The organism is Desulfovibrio sp. 7SRBS1 (genome assembly GCF_049723905.1).
Lineage (GTDB): Bacteria > Desulfobacterota > Desulfovibrionia > Desulfovibrionales > Desulfovibrionaceae.
Map to the genome: position 1 here is coordinate 2169379 of NZ_JBJKFD010000001.1, position 21240 is coordinate 2190618.

A 21240-nucleotide genomic window follows, 5' to 3' on the forward strand; every position below is an offset into this window, starting at 1 on the left:
TTCTGCAAAAAAGGGACAATTGCTGTCCAACTCCACATAAAAAAAATGCTGTTAAAACGATTTTGTTTTTATAAAATGCATTATGCTGCCAAAAGCATAGGCACAGAAAAATAAAACAACGAATCACCCACACTATGCCCCTTGTAATCAATATACTATTCCACTAAATAGCAAAGTAGTTCGAATATTTTTTTACATGGAGGAATCTCCCATGCGCAAATTCTCTATGGTGATTTTCAGTCTCATCCTGGCTTTTGCATTCTCCACTGCGGCCTTTGCTGAACCTCTCAAGGTAACGGTTCCGGGCGAATTGACTCTGGCCCAGGCTCAAAAGGTGCTTACGGCTGCAGTTGCCAAAGCCGAGGCAATCAAAGTTCCCGTGAACATTGCCGTGGTCGATTCCGGCGGCAATCTGAAAGCCTTTTACAGAATGGACGACGCTTTCCTCGGCAGCATTGATGTTTCCATCAAAAAAGCTGTTACGGCCCGTTACTTCAACATGTCCACACGGGCACTGGGCGAAGCCTCGCAGGTTGGCAAATCCCTTTACAGCATTGAAGTCACCAACGGCGGCCTGGTTCTGTTTCCCGGCGGTGTGCTGCTGGTGGACAAGAACAATGTGGTTGTCGGTGCCGTGGGCGTAAGCGGCGGAACCGTGGACGAAGACGAAAACGTAGCCAACGCAGCTGCCGCTGTTCTGAAATAATTTATCCCTTCCCAAAACGATCCCGAAAGGCGCTTCATAAAGGAGCGCCTTTTGTTTGCGCTCGATCACAAATTCCAATTTGTCAGGCCGCTCAAAAAAATACAAAAGCACGACGGGAAAAATTGCAGTACCGGAGCCATCTTCCCCAGCATCCCCCCGCGTCCTTCCCCACGTCTCCTGTAAAGCAACAATCCCGAGAACCGAGACCAGAAAGTCGGCCCCCCTACGCCTCTTGACCATAAAGACCTATAATGTAATATAATTAAACTGCCCTCCCTCTTAGAGTCTATCGAGTCCATTGCTCAAGCCATGGAGCCCAGATGAAAGCACTAACGAAAATACACACATTACTCACAATATTACCGGCCCTGTTCATTATGCTGTGCAGTGCAATGGTGAAGGCGGAAAATGGCAAAGACGTCATTGTCATCCAGAGCTACCACCCGACGCTGACCTGGACACGGCAATGCGACACCGGAATCCTGAAAGTTCTGGGGAATCTGAACGTTAAATTCTATTATCTCGACTCCAAGCGCCTGGCCCCGGAGCAGTTTGCTCCGAAAGTCGACGCCATATACTCTGAAGTACTGCAGCAATCGCCGGACCTCGTAATGATTGGGGACGACACGGCCTTCAATCTGCTCGGCCTCCGCATTGCAAAGTTGAAAATTCCCGTTGTCTTCTTCGGCATGAACAACAATCCCCGCAAATATTTTTGGGAACGGCCTTCCAACCTCGCGGGCCTGCTGGAAAGAACACCGGTTCTTCCGACTGCCCGAATTTTAAAATCCCTGCTTCCATCTGCCCGGAAAATGCTTTTCCTGTTCGACAACAGCCCTACGAGCGATTCCCTTCTGGAAATTACCATCAAGGACAAAAGATCCCTACGGCTGGGCACTCTTTCCCTGAAATTCAAGGTCGCCTACAACTGGGCCGAGTGGAAAAAAGCCATAAGGCGGGCGGGACGGTACGATCTGGTTGTAATTCCGACCTTTCATGCCCTGAAGGATGCGGATGGAAATCATGTGGGCATAACAAAAGCCTTGGACTGGACCACGACCCATTGCCCCGTCCCGGTCTTCTCCTGCCAGGAACACACGGTACATGACACGGGAACGGTTGGCGCGTTCACTCTTGACGGAGTTCACCACGGGGAATCAGCCGCACGCATCGCCCTAAGGATTCTTCAGGGCACTCCTCCCGCAGACATTCCACTGCAGGTCGACAGCCACGGGCAGCTCTACCTGAACAAAAAACAACTGGAACGCTTCCACATCAGCGTACCGGAAGAACTCGCGCACAGTGTGATTTTCCAGTAAGAACTGTCCGGACCGGGCGATGGAGAAACACTCCATTACAAAAGCCGCCGGTATGAGGAACCGGACCAGGGCCATATTTCTTCTGCCACCAGCCAACATACGGATAACCAATCGAAATGGCGTCAATTCACTGTTACATTTCCGGCCGCGTCCAAGGCGTCTGGTTTCGCGGCTGGACGCAAAAAACAGCCCGCGCCATGGGCGTTATCGGCTGGGTACGCAACCTGCCCGATGGTCGGGTCGAATGCATGGCCCGGGCAGATGGCAAAACACTGCAAAAATTTCGGGCAAAACTCGCCAAGGGGCCGTCTTTTTCCCGGGTGGATGCCGTGGACTGCTTCGAAGCGTCGGAAGAATCGTCTGCCCCGGACCTGGCTGCCCCGGAATTGGCCGCCCCGGAATTGGCCGGACTCGATGATTTTCTTGTTATACGCTAAGACACTTCACCACATTTCTACCATTTGTTTACCGTACAAGTTCCTTCTCATTAGCCGACACTCCTCCATTTACCATGTTCACAACTAGTTTTTTCAGTATTATTTCTTTCAAAACACCTTTTTTCTCTTTACGCACCCCTCAGAGTGATTATTAATTAACATCTGGCGGACAATTACCTCTGCCTGGCCCTCTATTTTTCCGTGTAAAAGGCCGAAGAGGCACTTCAAGCGATATATCCAGGAGGTTCACGCCCATGAGCGACGAGAACAAAACCACCCCTCAGGAACTCGAATTTCAGATCGAGGCTGAGGATTTGATTGATGACCAGGATGAAAAAGCTTCCATGGATATTCCCGAAGTAGTGCCGGTGTTGCCCGTTCGCGACATCGTCATTTTCAATTATATGATTCTGCCCCTGTTTGTGGGGAGGGAAAAATCCGTGGAGGCGGTGAATGCCGCTCTCAATTCCAACCGGTTCATCATGGTGGTCACCCAGAAGGAAGAGCATGTTGACGAACCGGAACATGAAGACCTGTACACAGTAGGTACGGTCTGCATGATCATGCGCATGCTCAAAATGCCCGATGGACGCCTCAAGGTGCTTGTCCAGGGGCTTTCGCGAGCCAAGGTAAAGGAATTCACCCAGAGTGAGCCCTTCCATGAAGCGCGCATAGAAACGATTGAGGAACAGGAGCCCGAAACCACCGGGGCGGAAGAAGAAGCCCTTATGCGGGCCGCCCGCGAACAGAGCGAAAAGATCATGTCTCTGCGCGGCATTTCCACCCAGGATATTTCCAGCGTACTTTCCAGTGTGGAAGACCCTGGGCGCCTGGCCGACCTCATTGCCTCCAACCTGCGCATCAAGGTTGCCAAGGCACAGCAGATTCTGGAATGCGAAGATCCGGTCGAAAGGCTCGAACTGGTCAACGCGCAGCTCGGCAAAGAAGTCGAAGTGGCCAGCATGCAGGCCAAAATCCAGAACATGGCCAAAGAAGGCATGGACAAGGCCCAGCGCGAATACTTCCTGCGCGAACAGCTCAAGGCCATTCGCAAGGAGCTTGGCGACGTCGGCGGCGAAGGCGACGAAATGGAAGAGCGGAAGGACGCCATTGCCAAGGCGGGCATGCCCAAGGAAGTGCTGAAAGAGTCTGAAAAGCAGCTCAAACGGCTCGAATCCATGCACCCGGATTCGTCCGAGGCAACCGTTATCCGTACCTATCTGGACTGGATGGTGGAGCTGCCGTGGAAGAAGCTTTCCCGCGACCGGCTCGACATCAAGGAAGCCAAGACCATCCTGGACGAGGACCACTTCGATCTGGAAAAGGTCAAGGAACGCATCCTTGAGTATCTTTCCGTGCGCAAACTCAACCCCAAGATGAAAGGCCCAATCCTTTGCTTCGTGGGCCCTCCCGGCGTGGGCAAAACCTCGCTGGGCCGCTCCATTGCGCGCGCCCTGGGCCGCAAATTCCAGCGCATGTCCCTGGGCGGAATGCGGGATGAAGCGGAAATCCGCGGCCACAGGCGTACCTACATAGGCGCCATGCCCGGACGCATCATCCAGAGCATCAAGCAGTGCGGAACCCGCAACCCGGTCATCATGCTCGATGAAATCGACAAGCTGGGCGCGGATTTTCGGGGCGATCCGTCGTCGGCCCTGCTGGAGGTATTGGACCCGGAACAGAACAACTCCTTTTCCGACCACTACCTGAACGTGCCCTTCGACCTCTCCAAGGTCATGTTCATTTGTACGGCCAACGTGCTCGACACCATCCCCGGCGCATTGCGCGACCGTATGGAAATTATCCGCCTGCCCGGCTACACCGAGCAGGAAAAGGTTAAGATTGCCCGGCGCTACCTGCTGCCGCGGCAGATAGAGGAAAACGGCCTGCAGATTGAAGACGTGCTGATGGGCGACACCGTACTGGCGAAGATCATTCGCGAGTACACACGCGAAGCCGGACTGCGCAACCTGGAACGCGAAGTGGGAAGCATCTGCCGCAAGCTTGCCCGACGCAGGGCCGAAGGCGACGAAGGCCGCTTCCGCGTTACCGCCAACATGCTTTCCAAAATGCTCGGCCAGCCCATCTTCCGCGACGAGGACAAGGATACCGAGCTGCCCGCAGGCGTTGCCCTTGGACTTGCCTGGACACCCTACGGCGGAGAGATACTGCACATCGAAGTCACCACCATGCCCGGCAAGGGCAAGCTGACCCTTACCGGACAGCTCGGCGACGTGATGAAGGAAAGCGCCCAGGCCGCCCTTACCTATGCCAAGAGCCATGCCGAAGCCCTGAACATCAAGAAGGACCTCGACAAGGTGGACCTGCACGTGCACGTGCCCGCTGGCGCCACCCCCAAGGACGGACCGTCGGCAGGCATTACCCTGGTGACGGCGCTGATTTCCTCGCTGACGGAACAACCCATTTGCAACAACACGGCCATGACCGGTGAAATTACGTTGCGCGGGCGCGTCCTGCCCGTGGGCGGCGTCAAGGAGAAAATCCTGGCCGCTGTAACGCGTGGACTCAAGCGGGTTATCATCCCGTCCCAAAATACCAGGGACCTGGAAGACATCCCCAAGGAACTGCTCCGCACCATCGAGATAAAACCGGTGGAACGCATCGACGAAGTGTGGCCCCTGGCCTGCGAAAAGCTGGACAACTAGCGACGCGAAGTTCGGCAGGCACAGCCAGTCACGGGGTAAACCCAACAAAAACAAAGGCCGGAGAAGGATATCCTTCTCCGGCCTTTTAAATTTTTCAAAAGATTTCAATCGTCTATTTTTTTCAATCGTCCCCCGTCGCCGCTCCCACCGGCTCTCCGCCGGAGCGCCGCGGGAGTTGTTTCCGGCAGCAGGCGAAAAAACAGAGTTGCACAATTGAAAAGCCAGGAATAATGTCCCCATTTTTCCGGGAACAACAGGCTCCTGCAACGCGTCAGCTCCTTCCCTCGGCATCGAAACAAACTTTCGGATTCACCACCGACCATTTGCCTGCGGGCAAAAATAACCGGCGGATCGGTCACCGCATTTCGGCAGCAAGTCGTGCAACAGTTCACCCATCTTCTCGTCATCCTCGGCGTCGCCCTTGTGGGCGGCCTGATAATGAACCGGCTTCATGTTCCAGGAGCAACAATCATCGGCGCAATGCTTGCCGTCATAGCCTTCAAACTGATGATCAACACGCCCCTGACGCTGCCGAAGCACTGGTCATTCGCCATACAGATCATTGTCGGCGCGGCCGTGGGCATGCAGTTTTCGCCAGACATGCTGCAGCAGATACGCCATTACGCCATTCCCATGCTCTCCTCCGCGCTCCTGCTGATCCTCTTCGGCGGGCTGCTGGCCTTTGTCTTTTCCAAATTCCTGGGCATCGATCCAGACACCGCGTTCCTCAGCACCAGCCCCGGCGCCATGACCGCCATGGCAGGAATGGCGACCAGCATCGACGTCAACCTGTTCCTTGTGCTGACCTTCCACATCGTCCGGGTCATCCTGGTCATTCTTCTTGCACCAACCATTATGCGGCTGTGTCACATCCTTCTCTGAAAAGAAGACCTCTACCAAGGCCAGATTATATCCGCAGGCGGAAGTTGACAGCCTGAACAACAAGCCCTCAGGCCTTGCGGACCTCGACGGTGTTGTCGTTCAGCGTGGTTGCCTGGCCCATGTCCGAAAGTCGTTCGTGGTGCAAGGTGTTGACAAGCTTGCCGTTTGCCGACCTGGCGGTTTGGAACACCCCGACGGCAGCCACGGTTCCGCGGGCGACGAGAGGCGTGAGGCTGGCGCAAAAAGCCACCTCGCCCTGCTCGTTGAAGGCCAATACCGCATCTCCATCCACAATGCCGCGTGCCGCCGCGTCGTCCGGGTGCATGACCAGGGCCATGGCCCCGCGCCGGTCCACCAGATCGCCCCGCTCCAGAAAAATGGAGTTCAGGGTCTCGGAACTGGGTGCGGCCACCAGATGAAGCGGCTGCGTGCCCCCGTGATTTGCGAAATAATGCGGCATGGGTGCGTCCAGCGCGTCGTTGACGATAAGCATCTTTCCCGCGCCGGTCTGCCAGTCGGTATGGTCGACAAAAGGTATGGAAACCACCCCGCCGGTCCGCAGAACGTCCCATTCTTCTTGCGAAAGCCCTTGCAGCCCCTGCCTGGGGTTGCCCAAAAGCTCCTTCACAAGATCCTCCTCGCTCCGGTCGAAGTGGCTCTCTTGGTAGCCCATGGCCTTGGCAAGCAGACAAAAGATGTCCCAGTTGCTTTTGCATTCGCCGGGTGCGGGAATGACCTTGAAGGATGTGCCAAAGGAACAATAGCCGTAGGAGCTGTAGCAGTCCGACTGCTCCACGGAAAAAGTGGCCGGCAGGATGATGTCCGCATAGCGGGCCGTATCGGTCATAAACCGTTCGTGCACCACGGTGAACAGGTCGGGATTGCTCATCCCGCGCAGGATGCCTTCCTGGTTGGCAACAGCCCCCACCGGGTTGCAGGCGTAGATGTGCAGACACCGAATGGGTGCCTGCCCGGCTTCTCCGCCCAGGGCCGAAGCCAGCATGTTGATATTCACCTTGCGGGCCGTGTTGCTGCGCAGGTCCGGGCGGGTGATGCGGGTCATATCCACATAGGGTCCGCCGCCGGGATTGCAGCCGCACAGTCCGCCGCCGGGACGGGCCCATGCGCCGGTAAAGGCCGAAAGAATGGTGATGAGCCGCACGGTCATGCCGCCGTTGCCGTGGCGCGAGTTGCCGCTGCCCAGAATGATGGCAGGGGCCGAAGCCGCTCCGAATTCCCGTGCCAGCTCGATGATGGTCTGTGCCGGAACGCCGGTGATGCCCTCGGCCCAGGCCGGGGTGTAGGTGTCCAGAGTCTTGGCGAAGTCCTGGAAACCAACGGCCTCGCGCTGCAAAAATTCCTTGTCGACCAGCCCTTCCCGGAGCAGCACATGCATCATTGCCAGGGCCAGCGCACCATCCGTTCCCGGAGTGACCAGCACGACCTGATCGCAATACGAGGCCATTTCGCGGCCATAGGATTCGATGAGCACCACGCGCTTTCCCTGTTGCCGGGCCTTGGCCAAGTCGCGCATGCTTTGCAGCCGCGTGGCCTTCATGTTGCTGCCCCAGACGATAAAGAGATCGCTGTGTTTCAGCTCACGCGGGTCCAGGCAGCCGGTCTTGCCCATCACCGACGAGTAGCCCGCGCCCTTGGCCGAGGCACAAAGCGTCTTGACCAGCGAACAGGCCCCCATCCGATTGAACAGGGCATCCCCGCCATTGCGCTGGATAAGGCTCATCACCCCGGAATAATAAAACGGCAGGATGGACTCGGGGCCGGTCTCGGCCAGGGCCTGTTTCCAGCGGCTGGTGATGGTATCCACGGCCTCGTCCCAGGAAATCGGCGCAAACCGCCCCTCTCCCTTGTCACCCACGCGCTTGAGCGGGGTGAGAATCCGGTCCGGCGAATGGATGGATTTTTCGTAGCGCTGCATCTTGCGGCAGATCAGCCCGCGGGAAACAGGATCGTCGCCATCCCCCCGCACTTTCAGGATGGACTGTCCGTCGGTGGTGACAACAAGCCCGCAGCTTGTCGGGCAGTCGTAAGGGCAGATCGTCTTGCAGGTCTTCATTTTTCAAACTCCGGCGTGTGTCGCGGTCTTTAAATTCATGGGATAAAAATGCACCAGCCCCCGCCTCTACTCCGGCAGCGGCAGGCGGCTTGAGGATTTCAATTCCCGCAGGGAAATATTGGAACGAATGTTCGTGGCGCCGGGAATCTTGCGCAACACGTCTTCCACAAAACGGCTGTAGTCGTCCAGGTCCCTGGCAACGACCTGAAGCAGAAAATCGTCATCGCCCGTGGTGTTGTGGCAGGAAAGAACATTGGGATTTTCAGTGACTATCCGCTCCAGCTCGCGGGTGACTTTTTCCGAATGCTGGTTGCAGCTGAGCTGCACAAAGGACAGCACGCCAAAGCCGAGTTTTTTCCGGTTCAGTATGGCCTGAAAGCGCTCGATGACCCCGTTTTCCCGCAATCTTTTCAGCCTGCGCCAGCACGCCGCCTCGCTTATGGACACCTCTTCGGCCAGTTTGGCGTTGGACGCCCGCCCGTCCTCCTGGAGAACGCGCAAAATACCCATATCTTTCTCGTCAAGTTCCATCATTGAGGCATCCTTTCATTAATAGCCATCAAAACGAATGAACATTTCATTTTTTAGGATAATTTTATCTGCGAAATCAAGGACAATTCACCTCTTTTGGCCCTATAGTCTCCAGTGACCGTAAACCCGGACTTTTGTACCGCTTTTGCCCTGGAGGATGCGAACAACATGAAAGCCGTCTATTACGAAGAATTCAACCAGCTGCCCGTGGTTACCGACCTGCCCGATCCCACACCGGACGACAACGGCGTGGTGGTAAAGGTGCTGGCAACGGGCCTGTGCCGTAGCGACTGGCACGGCTGGGTAGGTCACGATCCGGACATTGCTCTGCCCCATGTGCCGGGGCACGAACTGGCGGGTGTGATTGTCGAAACCGGAAAGAACGTCAGCAAATGGCAGCGCGGCGACCGGGTCACCGTGCCCTTTGTTTGCGGTTGCGGCACCTGCCCCCAATGCAATTCCGGCAATCAGCAGGTGTGCGACCACCAGTTTCAGCCCGGCTTTACCCATTGGGGATCGTTCGCCGAGTTCGTAGCCCTGCAGCACGCGGACGCCAACCTCGTGCGCCTGCCAGAGGACATGGACTACGCCACGGCGGCCAGCCTGGGCTGCCGTTTCGTCACTGCCTTCCGGGCGCTGGTGGACCAGGCCCGTGTATCGGCCGGGCAGTGGGTGGCAGTGCACGGCTGCGGGGGCGTGGGCCTTTCCGCCATTATGATAGCCACTGCGCTGGGGGCCAACGTGGTCGGCATAGACATTGGCGACGACAAGCTGGAACTGGCCCGGCAGGTGGGCGCGGTCGCCACCATCAACAGCTCGCGCGAGACCGATACCGTGGCAGCGGTACGGGACGTAACCGGCGGCGGAGCCCATGTTTCCGTGGATGCATTGGGCCATCCCCAAACCTGCTTCAACTCCGTGGCCAATCTGCGCAAGCGCGGGCGGCACGTGCAGGTGGGGCTGATGCTGGGAGAACACACCACGCCACAGATTCCCATGGCCCAGGTTGTGGCCAACGAGTTGGAAATATACGGCAGCCACGGGATACAGGCCCACCGCTACGACGCCATGTGGAACATGCTGGCGACCGGCAAGCTTAACCCGGCGCAACTGGTCGGCAAGACCATCCCGCTCGGTGAGGCTCCTGAAGCGCTCGCGGATATGAATACTTTCAGCGGAACCGGAATAACGATCATCGCTCCCCACGCATGAGGAAACACACCATGAAACATCTGGACGCAACGTTCGTACGGCAGCAATTCCCCGCCTTTTCCGAAGAATCGCTCAAGGGCACCGTGTTTATGGAAAACGCTGGCGGTTCCTACATGTGCCGCCAGGTCATGGACCGGCTGAATACCTTTTATCATCAGTGCAAGGTGCAGCCCTACTACCCCAACCCGGTCTCCATGAAGGCCGGGGACATGATGGACGAGGCTTACGGCGCACTGGCAAAATGGATGAACGTGAATGCGGACGATGTCTATTTCGGCCCGTCCACGTCGCAGAACACCTATGTTCTCTCCAAGGCGGTGCTGGGCTGGCTGCAACCCGGCGACGAGGTCATCGTCACCAATCAGGACCACGAGGCCAACAGCGGTGCGTGGCGGCGGCTGGAAAGCCAGGGTATGGTGGTGAAACAGTGGTCCATCGACCCCGAAACCGGTTCCCTGGACGTGGCCGATCTGGAACGGCTGATAACCCCCAAGACCAAGCTGCTGACCTTTCCGCACTGCTCCAACATTCTGGGCGAGATCAACCCGGTGGCGGCGTTCTGCAAGGTAGCCAAGGACCACGGCGTGCGCACCGTGGTGGACGGCGTATCCTTTGCCGGACACGGCCTGCCCGACGTCCCGGCCCTGGGTGCCGATATCTATCTTTTCTCGCTGTACAAGGTGTACGGCCCACACCAGGGCGTGATGGTCATTGCCCCGGACATGGTGCCCAACCTGCGCAACCAGGGGCACTACTTTCACGAAGAAGTGCGGGTGAAACGGCTGATGCCTTCAGGACCGGACCATGCGCAGATAGCCTCCATCAAGGGCGTAAGCGACTACTTCGACGCCCTGCTAACGCACCACGAATACGACGGCCCGAACTCGGACCAGGAAAAGGCCAAGGCAGTCCGCACACTCCTGAAGGAAGGCGAACGCCCGGCCCTGAGCGCACTGCTGGACTACATTGCAGGCAAGGACGGGCTGCGCCTGGTCGGCCCGGCAGAACTGGCACACCGCAACCCCACGGTGTCGGTGGTGCCTGCGGGTAAGACACCTTGGGAACTGGCTGAACGGCTGGGCGAAAAAGGCATTTTGTGCGGCGCGGGCCACTTCTACTCGGTGCGGCTTATCAAGGCGCTGGGTATTGATCCCGACCTGGGCGTGCTGCGCTTTTCCCTGGTGCACTACACGTCGGGGAAGGACGTGCAGCGGCTTGCCACGGAGCTGGATAAGTTGTTGTAGGGGGGGAGGCGGCAAGAGTGCACTTGAATGGGGTTCAAGGGGGGGGCGATATTTTGAATATTTTTCACTCTTCGCAGCAATTCTACAACGCATACTCATGGAACTTCGCCCCTGACCTTGGCTGCCCAAATCTGTAACCATCCTGCATCGCAGCCCGGCAGGGGCTTCTGTTTTCCCTGTTGCGCCTCCGGCGAGTTCGCTTAACGACCTAGAGAAAAACGAAAGCCAGTGATGACGTAGCGGAAGCCTGGATCGAACCTGCCGCGGTAGGCAGAACGAACGCTCCCGCCGTAGCGGATCCAGCACCCCCCACGAATCAAACGATTCTCGCCAGAATCTGCCCCAAAAGGGTCAACAACTGAAGACGTGGGATACTCACCATACCAATCCTGACACCATTCCCATACATTGCCATGCATCTGGTACAGCCCCCATTGGTTACACTCGAGCGCCTTTACCGGAACCGTTTTTTTTCGGAACCTTCCCTCTTGCCCGTCAGCATACGGGCGGGTTCCATCGTAGTTGACTTGTGCCGGTGTGATATTTTCCCCAAATGAAAAAGGGGTTTCCGTCCCTGCACGGCAGGCGTATTCCCATTGTGCTTCGGTCGGTAGTGTAAGGCGTATGTCAGGAAGCAATGCACTCACCTTTTGACAAAAATTTTGGCAATTCTGCCAACTCACACTATCAACGGGCAATTCCGGTTCCCCGGAGAACTTACTCGGATTATTCTCCATCACTGCTTCCCATAGCTCCTGAGTACAAGCGGTATCGGCGAGCCAAAAGCCATGTGTAAGTGTCACCTCATGTTGCGTTTCGTCATCTTTGCGATCAAACTCTGATTCGGGAGAGCCCATCAAAAATTTGCCAGGCGGGATCCAACGCATGCGTTGAGTAACATCATTTATGATGATATCGGCATGCACGCCGTAACAGTCCATCCCCCAAGCACTCGCCCATTGTGGTGGAAAAGGGGAAGGAGGAATGCCGTTGTCCAGCCATTCAAAAGTCATTACAAAATCCTATGTGTTGCAATTCGGCGCGTTGGGCTGGACACAACAACATGCTTGTCCACAGCTACCACACGATTCTGGGAACAAAATACATTCAGTTCCCCAAATCATGTGCTGGCAGCCTCAGAATCACCGACTGGCACTGTAAAAAAAGCATATTTCATATTGCCCCAAGCAATCTTATCGTCGTGTAATCTCCCAAACCCGTTCCAGCCTTGCTGTCCCGCCCCTGACCTTGGCTGCCCAACGCTGTAGCCATCCCGCATCGCAGCCTGGCAGGGGCTTCTACCTTCCCTGTTGCGCCTCCGGCGAGTTCGCTTAACGACCCAGAGAAAAACGAAAGCCAGTGTTGTGGTCGCGGTAGCCCGGAACGACCCTGAGGCGGCAGGCAGAACGAACGTGCCTGCCGTTGAGGATCCAGCTCCCCCCACGAAGCACACGATCCCCGCCCGAATCTGCCCCAGAAGGGTCAACAACTGAAGACGTAGGATACTCACCATACCAATCCTGACACCATTCCCATACATTGCCATGCATCTGATACAGCCCCCATTGGTTGCACTCGAGCGCCTTTACCGGAACCGTATTTCCCCGATATAATCCCTTTTGCCCGCCAGCGTACGGGGAGGTTCCAGCGTAGTTGACTTGTTCCGGTGTAATGTTCTCCCCAAATGAAAATGGTGTTTCAGTTCCTGCACGGCAGGCGTATTCCCATTGGGCTTCGGTCGGTAGTGTAAGACGTATGTTTGGAAGCAATGCATTCACCTTTTGACAAAAATCTTGGCAATCCTTCCAACTCACTTTTTCAACGGGCAATTCCGGCTCTCCGGAGAACTTACTCGGATTATTCTCCATCACAGCTTCCCACAGTTCCTGAGTGCAGGTGGCATCTGCCAACCAAAATCCGCGTGTAAGTGTCACCCCATGTTGCGTTTCATCATCGTCACGCTCAGGTTCAGACTCCGGGGACCCCATTAGAAACGTTCCCGGATGTATCCAACGCATGCGTTGAATTATCCCCTTAATACGCAGGTCGGCATACAGACCGTATTGGTCTATCCCTTCGGCAACCGCCCAGGAAACATCCGGGAGTTTTTTGCCGCTGAATTTTTCCAGCTGGCTTATATTCACCCAGCGAGCATGCTCTTGAGAACTAACCAAGCCAAAATACTCATCGTAATCACCGACAGGCCGCACTTCATCGTAAGAGGGGCTTAATCCCCATCTCAAAAGCCCCAAGGCCTCCGGCACTTCGCCGGTCTGCTCCAGATATATTCTTTTAAGGTCCGAAGGCAGAACCCACTTTATCTTTGAATCGTTCAAAGGAAGTGTCGCATACAACCCCTTGGCATTTTGCACGATGGAATCGGCCCATTTGGGCTTTTGCATGGAGCCCAACGTGAGAGACTCCTCGGAAGATACAATGGAAATTGTTTCCTGCCTTGGAAGCGAAATGGAAAAGCCATTGGACAACGTGTAGCTGGCATGTTGCTTTGGAAGAACCACCTCGACGATCCTTTTGGCAGGCAACACTCCGAATGGACAGCCTCTGTCGAAATTTCCCAGCTCTTTAAAAAGGAGCTTCTCCCCTTCCTGCACCAGAATCCAATCTTTTGCCTGGCTTGGGGCAGATTCCTCAAGTGCTTCAATGTCGTCATCAGACACGAGAGGAGGAATTTTATGGCTTTGGGCGGAACGCAACTCCTCTGCAAAAGCGGCTGCCACCACCTTTTTCAACGGTTTCGCCCAGGGTGTCTCCCTTTTAAGTTCCGAAAGCTGCCTGTGGCCCATACGCCGAACCCAGGCCTTGAGCATCCCAGGCTCAACAACCTCCTCGCTACGTTCACCAAGCCATTGCAGATACTGCAAAACATCTTGGGGTACAGGCAAATTAGGATTGTCCGAAAGGCGTAATGTATACTGCGTAAGACGCTCTTCCAATTGGACTTCTGCCGGAAGCCCGGAATGGTACAAATTTATCAGTTTGTCGGCTGCCTTACGCAAACACTTGGGGAGTGTGGCAAATTTTTTGCGCAGGGTTTCATGGGAATTCTCGCCCGATGTTTTGAAAGAAAAAGCCAAAGGATTAGGCTCAACATCAACATGATTCCAAGCCATCCCTTCTGTTCCAACATCGGCCTCTGGGAGCAAACGCCTCACTGCACGCAGAAGTTGAGGTTCGACCCGCACGGCAGGGGAACATAACGCCAGCAAAGACTCTGAAGGCGTGCTGTCCCCGGCATCGGCCGGGACCATGGACGGATTTGCTCCGGAGGAAGTAAAACGCACTGGAGCATGATCATCGAGACAGACCACACGAAATAAATTGGCGATATTTTTCTGCACCAAACGCTGGGGAACAGGGCTTATAATTGCAGGCTTGCATCCACGACGGGAAAAAAGTCTCCCGAATTCTTCCCATTGTTCGCGCATCTCGCGTGTACTGTACACGCCACAATCAGAGAAAATCAGACATGGCAATTCTACAGGAAATGAGGAGAAGGGCACGTACTCTCCAGTCCGCAGATCGAACGTTCCATTCAGCGGTCCAAACTCGGCACAGGAAACTGTAAGGCTGTTCTTCCCTACGTGGCGCATAATCCCCTGAATAATCATATAAAAATCGTCCCAAAACGGGATCAGCGGATCAGAGCAGTCAACCAATATGTGAAGACGTGCACTCCACGCCTTCCGCTTTTTTCTCGGGATATCCACAAGATGCTCGCCCCTGGACAGCAACCGTACCGCTTCTGCTTCATCCGGCTGCCTGGAATAGAGATGGCCTGCTACAATATCGCGCAGCAACGGCCATAAACGCACCCACGGCACAAGCGGGGAAAACTCGGGGACAGGGCCTTTCATGTCCGGCAAGTGGGTAGGCACCGCAGGAGGCATTTCTTCTGGAGGGATGTCTCCAGGCTTGTCCGAAGAAAAACGTTCACGCTTCACGATGTGCCAGAACCAGGGCGACTGAAGTTCTGGAGTCTGTTTCTCGGCAGTCTCCTGCTCTTCGGGCGTGTCAGGAAGGCGAGGCGGTTCTTCTACGATCGCCTCCGTTGGAGTGTAGTCATACCCCAAAAAAGACGCGATCTGCTCCGGTGGATGGTTCGGAAAAAGAGTCAGCAGCCTCACAAGGTCTGCACGGCCCACTGCCCCTTTTCTCGCGTTGCGCTTCCCCACAGCCATTACACATTCCGAGCGTTTTTCTTCAACGCAAAGGAGCTGATTTTTTTCAGCAGATCCTCGTCAGACAGCTTAGGCAAATTCTGGCGCATGTGTTCAAAGGCATAGGCAAAATCGAGGTACTCTCCCAACCCAGGACAGTGAATACCGTTTTTTTCCCTGCGTTCCTTAAGAAGAAGTTTGGCTATCTTTACAAGTATGTCGGAGGAAACAGATAAACCATGTTTTTCGGCACGCGCCAAAAGCCACTCAGGGGCGTCCTCATCTTTCGGGAATTCCATATTCAAAACAAAGCAACGCCGCAGAAAAGCAGCGGGAAGTTCACGGTCTTCATTGGTAGTGATAACGACCAACGGTTTGGAAGCGTTGCAGGACTGCCCCGCCCCCCCAGCACGACACACAGGCTCGGCAAAATGCGGAACCGCGAATTCATTTTCAGCAAAAGCTTCCAACAAGGAGTTGGGAACGTCGGAATCTGCCTTGTCTATTTCGTCAATAAGGAGCACCCAGCCGTTCTTGCCGTTTTCTGAGGTAGTTTCATTGCCGGAAGTGTTTTTCTTGGGAAGGCCTGTGTGCTCATCAAGCTGTGCAGCAATTATGTCCTTCATATCATCAAAACTCGGACAACAACTCCCCGGACAAATGGAATGCTGCGCTTTTGCCCACTCCGGCTGAAACACCCACCATAAGGCCCCCGGCGCAATGTAATCTCTTTTGTCCAGAGTTATCTTGTTGCCACCTGCGGTACATTTTAATTGAGCATCCGCTAGCCGCTTCACTCCGTCAAACTGCCATAGCAGGTCGTTTGGCTCGGTGCGTGCCGTCACAACCTCAGAAACAAAATAGCGGCCCAACCTTTCTGCCGCCGCCCTGGCAAGAGTGCTTTTTCCTATCCCAGGCTCTCCCCGGACCAAAAGCGGACGCCCAACTTCAATAGCCGCCTGAATGGCAAAGAGATGGTCGGCCTCCCAGTAGTAACACTGTGAGGCTGAATTTGTGCTGGTGTGTGTCATTATTGATTCTCCAAAATAATCCAATCTCGTTTTATGTTTTCTATGTTATCAATTTTTACTGCATCTTTTTGTTCACTGACAACAGCGAATCGTAAAGAATGAAACTTAGTTGCAAATCCAGTCATTACAGTGCTTACTTCTCTGTTATCATCAAACACAAGATAATAAAATATTTTGAAATTATTCGTTATAGCTCTCATATCTAGAGTTTCATTTACATACGCATCATCAAGGGCACGCCAAAGATCATTCCCTTTTGTTAACTCTTTTTTTAAAAGTACGTCATACTCAGATATCATATTATCAACAAACGCCCCTGTTTCTGGTAAATTAATAAATTTATTTCTTTCTTTTGGAGAAACAATGCGGAAACCTTGACTATCAACCCTAGGAGCTTCGCCATGAACGACAGAAACAACAATGCCAATTTCATCTTTATTGGTATGATGACACAACACACAGTCAGAGCCTTCCACTTTAAAAACGGATTGTGATTTAATATGAATATTATCTCCATTTGAAATTAACTTCCAAAGGAAAAGATCACTTTTTAACTTCAATTCATCGAAAGATTTATCATCTCCCTCTTTAAAAGCTTTAAACATATCGTCTAAAAGCGATCTAAACTCAATGTAAGACAATTTAAAAAAATAAGAATAGGCAGCTTTACGATATTCAGTAATATCATCTTCTTCATAATCGATATTCTCTTTGATAATTTTTGACGCATATGCACGAACAAAGTCACTGTCTGAATCCAAAATATTGTTTACAATATTCCAAAGACATTTATCCTTAAGCGATTTTATAGCATGTGCTTCAAAGACTTTTCTTACTTTATTTTCAAGTTCATTTTCATCTTGACTTTTTAGATGAAGAAAGGCGTTATCAAAGTCACGAGTCCCGCATATTTCATTAATAAATATCGACACTTCTTCTCTTAAACATTGTACATCATTATGAATTTTTTGCTCCTGAGCCATCATTAATGAAAATTTACTTTTCTCTGAAAGCAAAAACAATATAGTGAAATACCCAGTACATGCTTCTAAAAAACTAACATATGCTCTTTTCCTATCACCTGTCATTTCCATAAAACTTTGCAGATTGGATTCAAATTTTTCAACTTTATTCATTTGAGTGTTTCCCTGAAAGGCCAGAATACAATCTAACAAATAGTCATTTGAACAGGCTTGCAGCCATTCAAAGTATACTTCTCTTGTAATATTTTCTCCTATAAATATATTCTGAACTAGTGATGACGCGGTCTTTTCCATTCTATTTTCTTTATTACACAAAAAATTTTTTTGGGACTCAATCACCGCAACTGCGGCAGGAGAATACTTTCCTTTTTTATTCTTAGAAATGTCTTTCAATAAAAATTTGAATTGTAACAGTGGTTTGAATGCACTACAAATTCGTTTTCCTATAGGCAACAAGTCTTCCATTAATTCACCCCCGCTTATAGCCTTATTTTTTTTAAAAGCTCATACTCAAGGTAATAATACATAATATTTATAAATGTAAATCATTCTGAACCTGCACCGCAATATGTCGTAATGGATCATGGTTTGCGAGTTCGTTTTCAACAACATACAAAACGGGCACCCTAATACTCGAAAGAACGATCAAATAACCATCAGGAATATTGCGGACTCTTCCCTTTGCACCGATCTTTTTGCAGTCGAGATAGATTCTCCTTGGGCCGAACAAATCAGCCTCGACCTTCAAAATCGACTTTTCCAGTTCCGCCTCGGTTTCAAATCCAAATTGAAAAAATGCTTGCCAGAAGTTCAAAACATTATCCGCCCCTCTCGTTGATTGCGTGAAATTTAAATAATACCTTCTAGCTCTGTCCACTGTCCCAACAGGCCTTCCCTAAAATAGGCTCTCGTCACACAATCTATTGATTATCAAGATTGTAATACGCAAACAATAAATGAAACTAATAAAAAAAGGACCCCACTTAGCAGCTAAAGATTTAATAATTACAGTAAAATATAGAGTATCTTCCTTCCTTTTCCTTTCCAATCCAGATCAAGCCAGACCTGCGAATAAGCTCCATCCGTGGCGCGCTACGTTTCTGGCGGCGGACCTGGGCCTGGAGCAGGCATAATGGAGACTTATCCCAAATACGAAAAGAAGAGTCGGAATTGGTTGGCAGTACCAATGCAAAGTCTGGGAAAGGCTGGTTTATACTGCCCCGATTTGAAACTACCTCCCCCCGCTATTGCAAAGGCTTAGAGTAAACCTCTAAGCCTTTTTTGGTGCCCCCCAATTGGGGGCAAGCCACTTTCCCCAAAACCGGGAACAGCCCCGCTGAGGGGAAAAAACTTGTAGTTAAATGCCAATTATAATAATACGTCTTTAGTTTTTGTGTTATTTTTGTTCGTCTAAGTTTAAAATATTACTCATTTATCAAGCATATCTTCCCAACTATAGATGATGAACATACCTAAATGCCATTTAGGTATACACATCGGCACAAAATGCCCAGGCCTCCCCTGCTCCGACAGCAGGCCCCTTAACATTTTTTTAAGGAGCAGCTTCAAATGGATACACTGAAAACCAAAATCGAAAGTTATTGGAATTGGCGGAGCACAAGCTACGCCCTGGATATTGAAAAATCACCGGAAACGGAAAAGGCCTGGGAAACAACAATCAAAGCTCTGGCAAAGCCCGGTCAGTCTCAGAAAGCTTTGGATATAGGCACCGGTCCGGGGCAACTTGCTTTTTACCTTGCCGGAGCCGGTTTTGACGTCACCGGACTGGATCTATCCCCTCAGATGATCAGCAACGCCCAGAAAAAGGCGAAAGAAAGGCATCTTGCTATTGATTTTCGCACCGGCGATGCGGAAAAACTCGATTTCGCAGATAATAGTTTCGATGTTGTCGTATCCAGAAACCTGGTCTGGACATTGCCCAATCCTGGTCTGGCGCTCCAGGAATGGCACAGGGTGTTGAAACCAGGAGGCCGCATCATAGTTTCGGATGGTTTCTGGAGAAACCAGACATGGCGTCGCTTCTATGAAATACCAATCAACATGATCAAAAGCATACTGCACATGAACAACAGAATTTCGCTTCGCTTTTTCATGCATTATGCACGCATGATAAAGGATTTGCCGCTGTATGAAGGCGTAAAAAAGAATGAAGTGAAAAAAATGTTGCATCACGCCGGATTCGGCGAAGTGCTCTCATGGGATATTGAAAAATATTTCGCACAAAATCCCTATGCATTTGACATGAGCGTAACGCCGTCGTTCTTCATCGTTTATGCAGACAAATAATCCATTCTGATATTGTTCGACCTTTGAGTCTCGTTCTATCGCACTACTGGAGTTTCCAACCGGAGCGATTCAACTGCCTGACGAAACATGTTTATTCCAAGGAGATTGCGAGATGTTTTCCAAAAGGGGCGCGGATGTTTCCATCAAATGCCTGATGATTTTTTTCATGCTGCTCTCTGTGCTGGCCTTTTTTTCGCCCAGCGTGGAAGCGGCACAGCCAAAAATTGTACGTATCGGCGATCTGTTCGCCAACACGTACACCAGCCTGGACCCGCATAAAGGAACTTTCGGCTGGTATACGTCCACAGTGGGCCTTTCCGAGACCCTGTTCAGGATAGACGACAACTACGCTGTTGTTCCCTGGCTGGCCGAATCCGCTACCGTGGATGGCACCACCTGGACGATAAAAATCAGGGACGATGCCGCTTTTTCCGATGGCAGCAAGCTTACCGCCGATATGGCCGTAAAATGCATAGAACGCGGCAGAAAGTTAAATGAAAGAGCGCGGATGCTTAAGGACGCGTCTTTCGCGGTGGTGGATGCCAAAACATTCACCATCACCACCCCGAAGCTCGTGCCCACCGTGCTCAACGAGCTCTGCAACGTCTATATGGCGATGGTAAATCTCGATGCATCAAAAGACATCGATAACGCCCCGGTCTGTACCGGGCCCTTCAAGGTAGAGGCATTCGATCCGGGCGTGTCGGTCAAACTTGTGCGCAACGACAAGTACTGGGCTGGCAAAGTAAAACTCGACGGCGTCGAAGGGCTGTACGTGGCCGATGCCGATACGCTTTCCTTGGCATTCCAAAATGGTGAGATCGATGCGTATATCGGCCCCACAACCAACGACCTCACCATATTTTCCGAGTCTCCGGAAAAATACACTGTTGTCGCCATCCCGGCCTCCCGCCTGTATTATTACTACTTGAACATGAACCGGCTTCCGCAGAAGGAGCTTCGCGCTGCCATCAATATGGCCTTTGATTCGAACTCCGTATGCATCCTCCTCGCCGGTCTGGCCAGCCCCACTGTCGGCGCCTATGGTACCGAAACAGCCTACGGGCAACTTACAAAACATGGGTACGACCCTGCCGAGGCAAAGAGAATTATCGAAAAACTCGGCTACACCCTCGATGCCAACGGCTACTACGCCAAAGACGGCAAGGAAATTGAACTGGATATTGCCTACTACGCAGCCCGTTCAATTGATAAAATCGTCCTTCTCATGCAGGAACAATTGAAGGCCATAGGCATCAAGGCCACGCTGAGCGTCTCCGAAGACCCGGACGGGACCTATATGAGCACCGCAAACTTCGATATCGGCGTCTACTGCATGACAGCAAACCCTTCGGCAGACCCGTATTATTTTATAGAGCGTGTCGTCGGCGGCGGCAAATACACTTCCGGCAGATACAACAGCGAGAAAGCAAAGCAGCTTCTGGCCCAGCTCTTCTCGGAACCTGTCGCAGCCAAGCGGGCCAAACTCGCTGTTGATATCCAACAGCAGATCATCAACGATGAAGCCATGGGCTTTTTGGCAATACTTAACAAAACAACCGTGATGCGGGCCGGTGTTGTTCACTGTAACGAAAAAAACCCGATCAGTTTTTATTTTCTGAACGCCAATACCGACATAACGGACTAATGTATAAGGCTGATGTTCTTAA

At 52.5% G+C, this 21240-nt stretch carries 17 protein-coding genes; 10 read left to right on the plus strand and 7 right to left on the minus strand.

The window, feature by feature from the left end:
- Window positions 1-211 precede the first annotated feature (211 nt).
- The 5 genes from ACI0FJ_RS09985 to ACI0FJ_RS10005 all read left to right on the plus strand — a co-directional run bounded on the left by ACI0FJ_RS09985 (window position 212) and on the right by ACI0FJ_RS10005 (window position 6010).
- On the plus strand, window positions 212-706 hold the full coding sequence (locus tag ACI0FJ_RS09985) for a GlcG/HbpS family heme-binding protein (protein WP_424302606.1): 495 nt from the start codon (window positions 212-214) through the stop codon (window positions 704-706).
- 320 nt (window positions 707-1026) lie between these two features.
- Window positions 1027-2025, plus strand: coding sequence for an ABC transporter substrate-binding protein (locus tag ACI0FJ_RS09990; protein ID WP_424302609.1), 999 nt, complete (start codon window positions 1027-1029; stop codon window positions 2023-2025).
- A 116-nt stretch (window positions 2026-2141) separates the two neighbouring features.
- Window positions 2142-2462, plus strand: a complete 321-nt coding sequence (locus ACI0FJ_RS09995) for an acylphosphatase (RefSeq protein ID WP_424302612.1) — start codon at window positions 2142-2144, stop codon at window positions 2460-2462.
- A 254-nt stretch (window positions 2463-2716) separates the two neighbouring features.
- Window positions 2717-5128, plus strand: coding sequence for an endopeptidase La (gene lon, locus ACI0FJ_RS10000; RefSeq protein WP_424302615.1), 2412 nt, complete (start codon window positions 2717-2719; stop codon window positions 5126-5128).
- 378 nt (window positions 5129-5506) lie between these two features.
- Entirely contained in the window at window positions 5507-6010 is a 504-nt protein-coding gene (locus ACI0FJ_RS10005) for an AbrB family transcriptional regulator (RefSeq protein ID WP_424302618.1), read from the plus strand.
- Between the two features lie 67 nt (window positions 6011-6077).
- On the opposite strand, the gene ACI0FJ_RS10010 is transcribed toward ACI0FJ_RS10005, so the two are convergent.
- Together ACI0FJ_RS10010 and ACI0FJ_RS10015 are read right to left on the minus strand one after the other, a co-directional pair.
- On the minus strand, window positions 6078-8084 hold the full coding sequence (locus ACI0FJ_RS10010; RefSeq protein WP_424302621.1) for a molybdopterin-containing oxidoreductase family protein: 2007 nt from the start codon (window positions 8082-8084) through the stop codon (window positions 6078-6080).
- A 66-nt stretch (window positions 8085-8150) separates the two neighbouring features.
- Window positions 8151-8618, minus strand: coding sequence for an Lrp/AsnC family transcriptional regulator (locus ACI0FJ_RS10015; RefSeq protein WP_424302624.1), 468 nt, complete (start codon window positions 8616-8618; stop codon window positions 8151-8153).
- Window positions 8619-8783: 165 nt separating this feature from the next.
- On the opposite strand from ACI0FJ_RS10015, the gene ACI0FJ_RS10020 reads away from it, so the two are divergent.
- Window positions 8784-9827 carry a zinc-dependent alcohol dehydrogenase family protein gene (locus tag ACI0FJ_RS10020; protein ID WP_424302627.1) on the plus strand — a complete coding sequence of 348 codons (1044 nt, stop codon included), beginning with the start codon at window positions 8784-8786 and terminating at the stop codon, window positions 9825-9827.
- A gap of 11 nt (window positions 9828-9838) precedes the next feature.
- A complete protein-coding gene (locus ACI0FJ_RS10025; protein ID WP_424302629.1) occupies window positions 9839-11071 on the plus strand; it encodes an aminotransferase class V-fold PLP-dependent enzyme in 1233 nt (410 codons plus the stop codon).
- Window positions 11072-11271: 200 nt separating this feature from the next.
- On the opposite strand, the gene ACI0FJ_RS10030 is transcribed toward ACI0FJ_RS10025, so the two are convergent.
- The 5 genes from ACI0FJ_RS10030 to ACI0FJ_RS10050 form a co-directional block, all read right to left on the minus strand.
- Entirely contained in the window at window positions 11272-12084 is an 813-nt protein-coding gene (locus ACI0FJ_RS10030; protein ID WP_424302632.1) for a formylglycine-generating enzyme family protein, read from the minus strand.
- Between the two features lie 318 nt (window positions 12085-12402).
- Window positions 12403-15270 carry a formylglycine-generating enzyme family protein gene (locus tag ACI0FJ_RS10035; RefSeq protein WP_424302635.1) on the minus strand — a complete coding sequence of 956 codons (2868 nt, stop codon included), beginning with the start codon at window positions 15268-15270 and terminating at the stop codon, window positions 12403-12405.
- Window positions 15270-16280, minus strand: a complete 1011-nt coding sequence (locus ACI0FJ_RS10040; RefSeq protein ID WP_424302638.1) for an AAA family ATPase — start codon at window positions 16278-16280, stop codon at window positions 15270-15272. The genes ACI0FJ_RS10035 and ACI0FJ_RS10040 overlap by 1 nt, the downstream gene beginning before the upstream one ends.
- A complete protein-coding gene (locus tag ACI0FJ_RS10045) occupies window positions 16280-17728 on the minus strand; it encodes a hypothetical protein (protein WP_424302641.1) in 1449 nt (482 codons plus the stop codon). Before ACI0FJ_RS10045 ends, ACI0FJ_RS10040 begins: the two co-directional genes overlap by 1 nt.
- A gap of 67 nt (window positions 17729-17795) precedes the next feature.
- Window positions 17796-18077: a hypothetical protein gene (locus ACI0FJ_RS10050; RefSeq protein ID WP_424302644.1), complete on the minus strand. Its 282-nt coding sequence runs from the start codon at window positions 18075-18077 to the stop codon at window positions 17796-17798.
- Between the two features lie 251 nt (window positions 18078-18328).
- Here ACI0FJ_RS10050 and ACI0FJ_RS10055 point away from each other — a divergent pair, with 251 nt between their 5' ends.
- The 3 genes from ACI0FJ_RS10055 (at window position 18329) to ACI0FJ_RS10065 (ending at window position 21218) form a co-directional block, all read left to right on the plus strand.
- On the plus strand, window positions 18329-18529 hold the full coding sequence (locus ACI0FJ_RS10055; RefSeq protein WP_424306536.1) for an RAMP superfamily CRISPR-associated protein: 201 nt from the start codon (window positions 18329-18331) through the stop codon (window positions 18527-18529).
- A 303-nt stretch (window positions 18530-18832) separates the two neighbouring features.
- Entirely contained in the window at window positions 18833-19570 is a 738-nt protein-coding gene (locus ACI0FJ_RS10060) for a class I SAM-dependent methyltransferase (protein WP_424302647.1), read from the plus strand.
- A gap of 112 nt (window positions 19571-19682) precedes the next feature.
- The gene (locus ACI0FJ_RS10065; RefSeq protein ID WP_424302650.1) at window positions 19683-21218 is read left to right on the plus strand and encodes an ABC transporter substrate-binding protein; all 1536 of its coding nucleotides are present in this window, start codon (window positions 19683-19685) and stop codon (window positions 21216-21218) included.
- Window positions 21219-21240 lie beyond the last annotated feature (22 nt).

Coding starts and splice junctions, on each gene's coding strand:
- ACI0FJ_RS10060 (WP_424302647.1), top strand. CDS start 18,833: ATGGATACACTGAAAACCAAAATCGAAAGTTATTGGAATTGGCGGAGC.
- ACI0FJ_RS09985 (WP_424302606.1), top strand. CDS start 212: ATGCGCAAATTCTCTATGGTGATTTTCAGTCTCATCCTGGCTTTTGCA.
- lon (WP_424302615.1), top strand. CDS start 2,717: ATGAGCGACGAGAACAAAACCACCCCTCAGGAACTCGAATTTCAGATC.
- ACI0FJ_RS10030 (WP_424302632.1), bottom strand. CDS start 12,084: ATGACTTTTGAATGGCTGGACAACGGCATTCCTCCTTCCCCTTTTCCA.
- ACI0FJ_RS10035 (WP_424302635.1), bottom strand. CDS start 15,270: ATGGCTGTGGGGAAGCGCAACGCGAGAAAAGGGGCAGTGGGCCGTGCA.
- ACI0FJ_RS10025 (WP_424302629.1), top strand. CDS start 9,839: ATGAAACATCTGGACGCAACGTTCGTACGGCAGCAATTCCCCGCCTTT.
- ACI0FJ_RS09990 (WP_424302609.1), top strand. CDS start 1,027: ATGAAAGCACTAACGAAAATACACACATTACTCACAATATTACCGGCC.
- ACI0FJ_RS10045 (WP_424302641.1), bottom strand. CDS start 17,728: ATGGAAGACTTGTTGCCTATAGGAAAACGAATTTGTAGTGCATTCAAA.
- ACI0FJ_RS09995 (WP_424302612.1), top strand. CDS start 2,142: ATGGCGTCAATTCACTGTTACATTTCCGGCCGCGTCCAAGGCGTCTGG.
- ACI0FJ_RS10015 (WP_424302624.1), bottom strand. CDS start 8,618: ATGATGGAACTTGACGAGAAAGATATGGGTATTTTGCGCGTTCTCCAG.
- ACI0FJ_RS10020 (WP_424302627.1), top strand. CDS start 8,784: ATGAAAGCCGTCTATTACGAAGAATTCAACCAGCTGCCCGTGGTTACC.
- ACI0FJ_RS10065 (WP_424302650.1), top strand. CDS start 19,683: ATGTTTTCCAAAAGGGGCGCGGATGTTTCCATCAAATGCCTGATGATT.
- ACI0FJ_RS10010 (WP_424302621.1), bottom strand. CDS start 8,084: ATGAAGACCTGCAAGACGATCTGCCCTTACGACTGCCCGACAAGCTGC.
- ACI0FJ_RS10040 (WP_424302638.1), bottom strand. CDS start 16,280: ATGACACACACCAGCACAAATTCAGCCTCACAGTGTTACTACTGGGAG.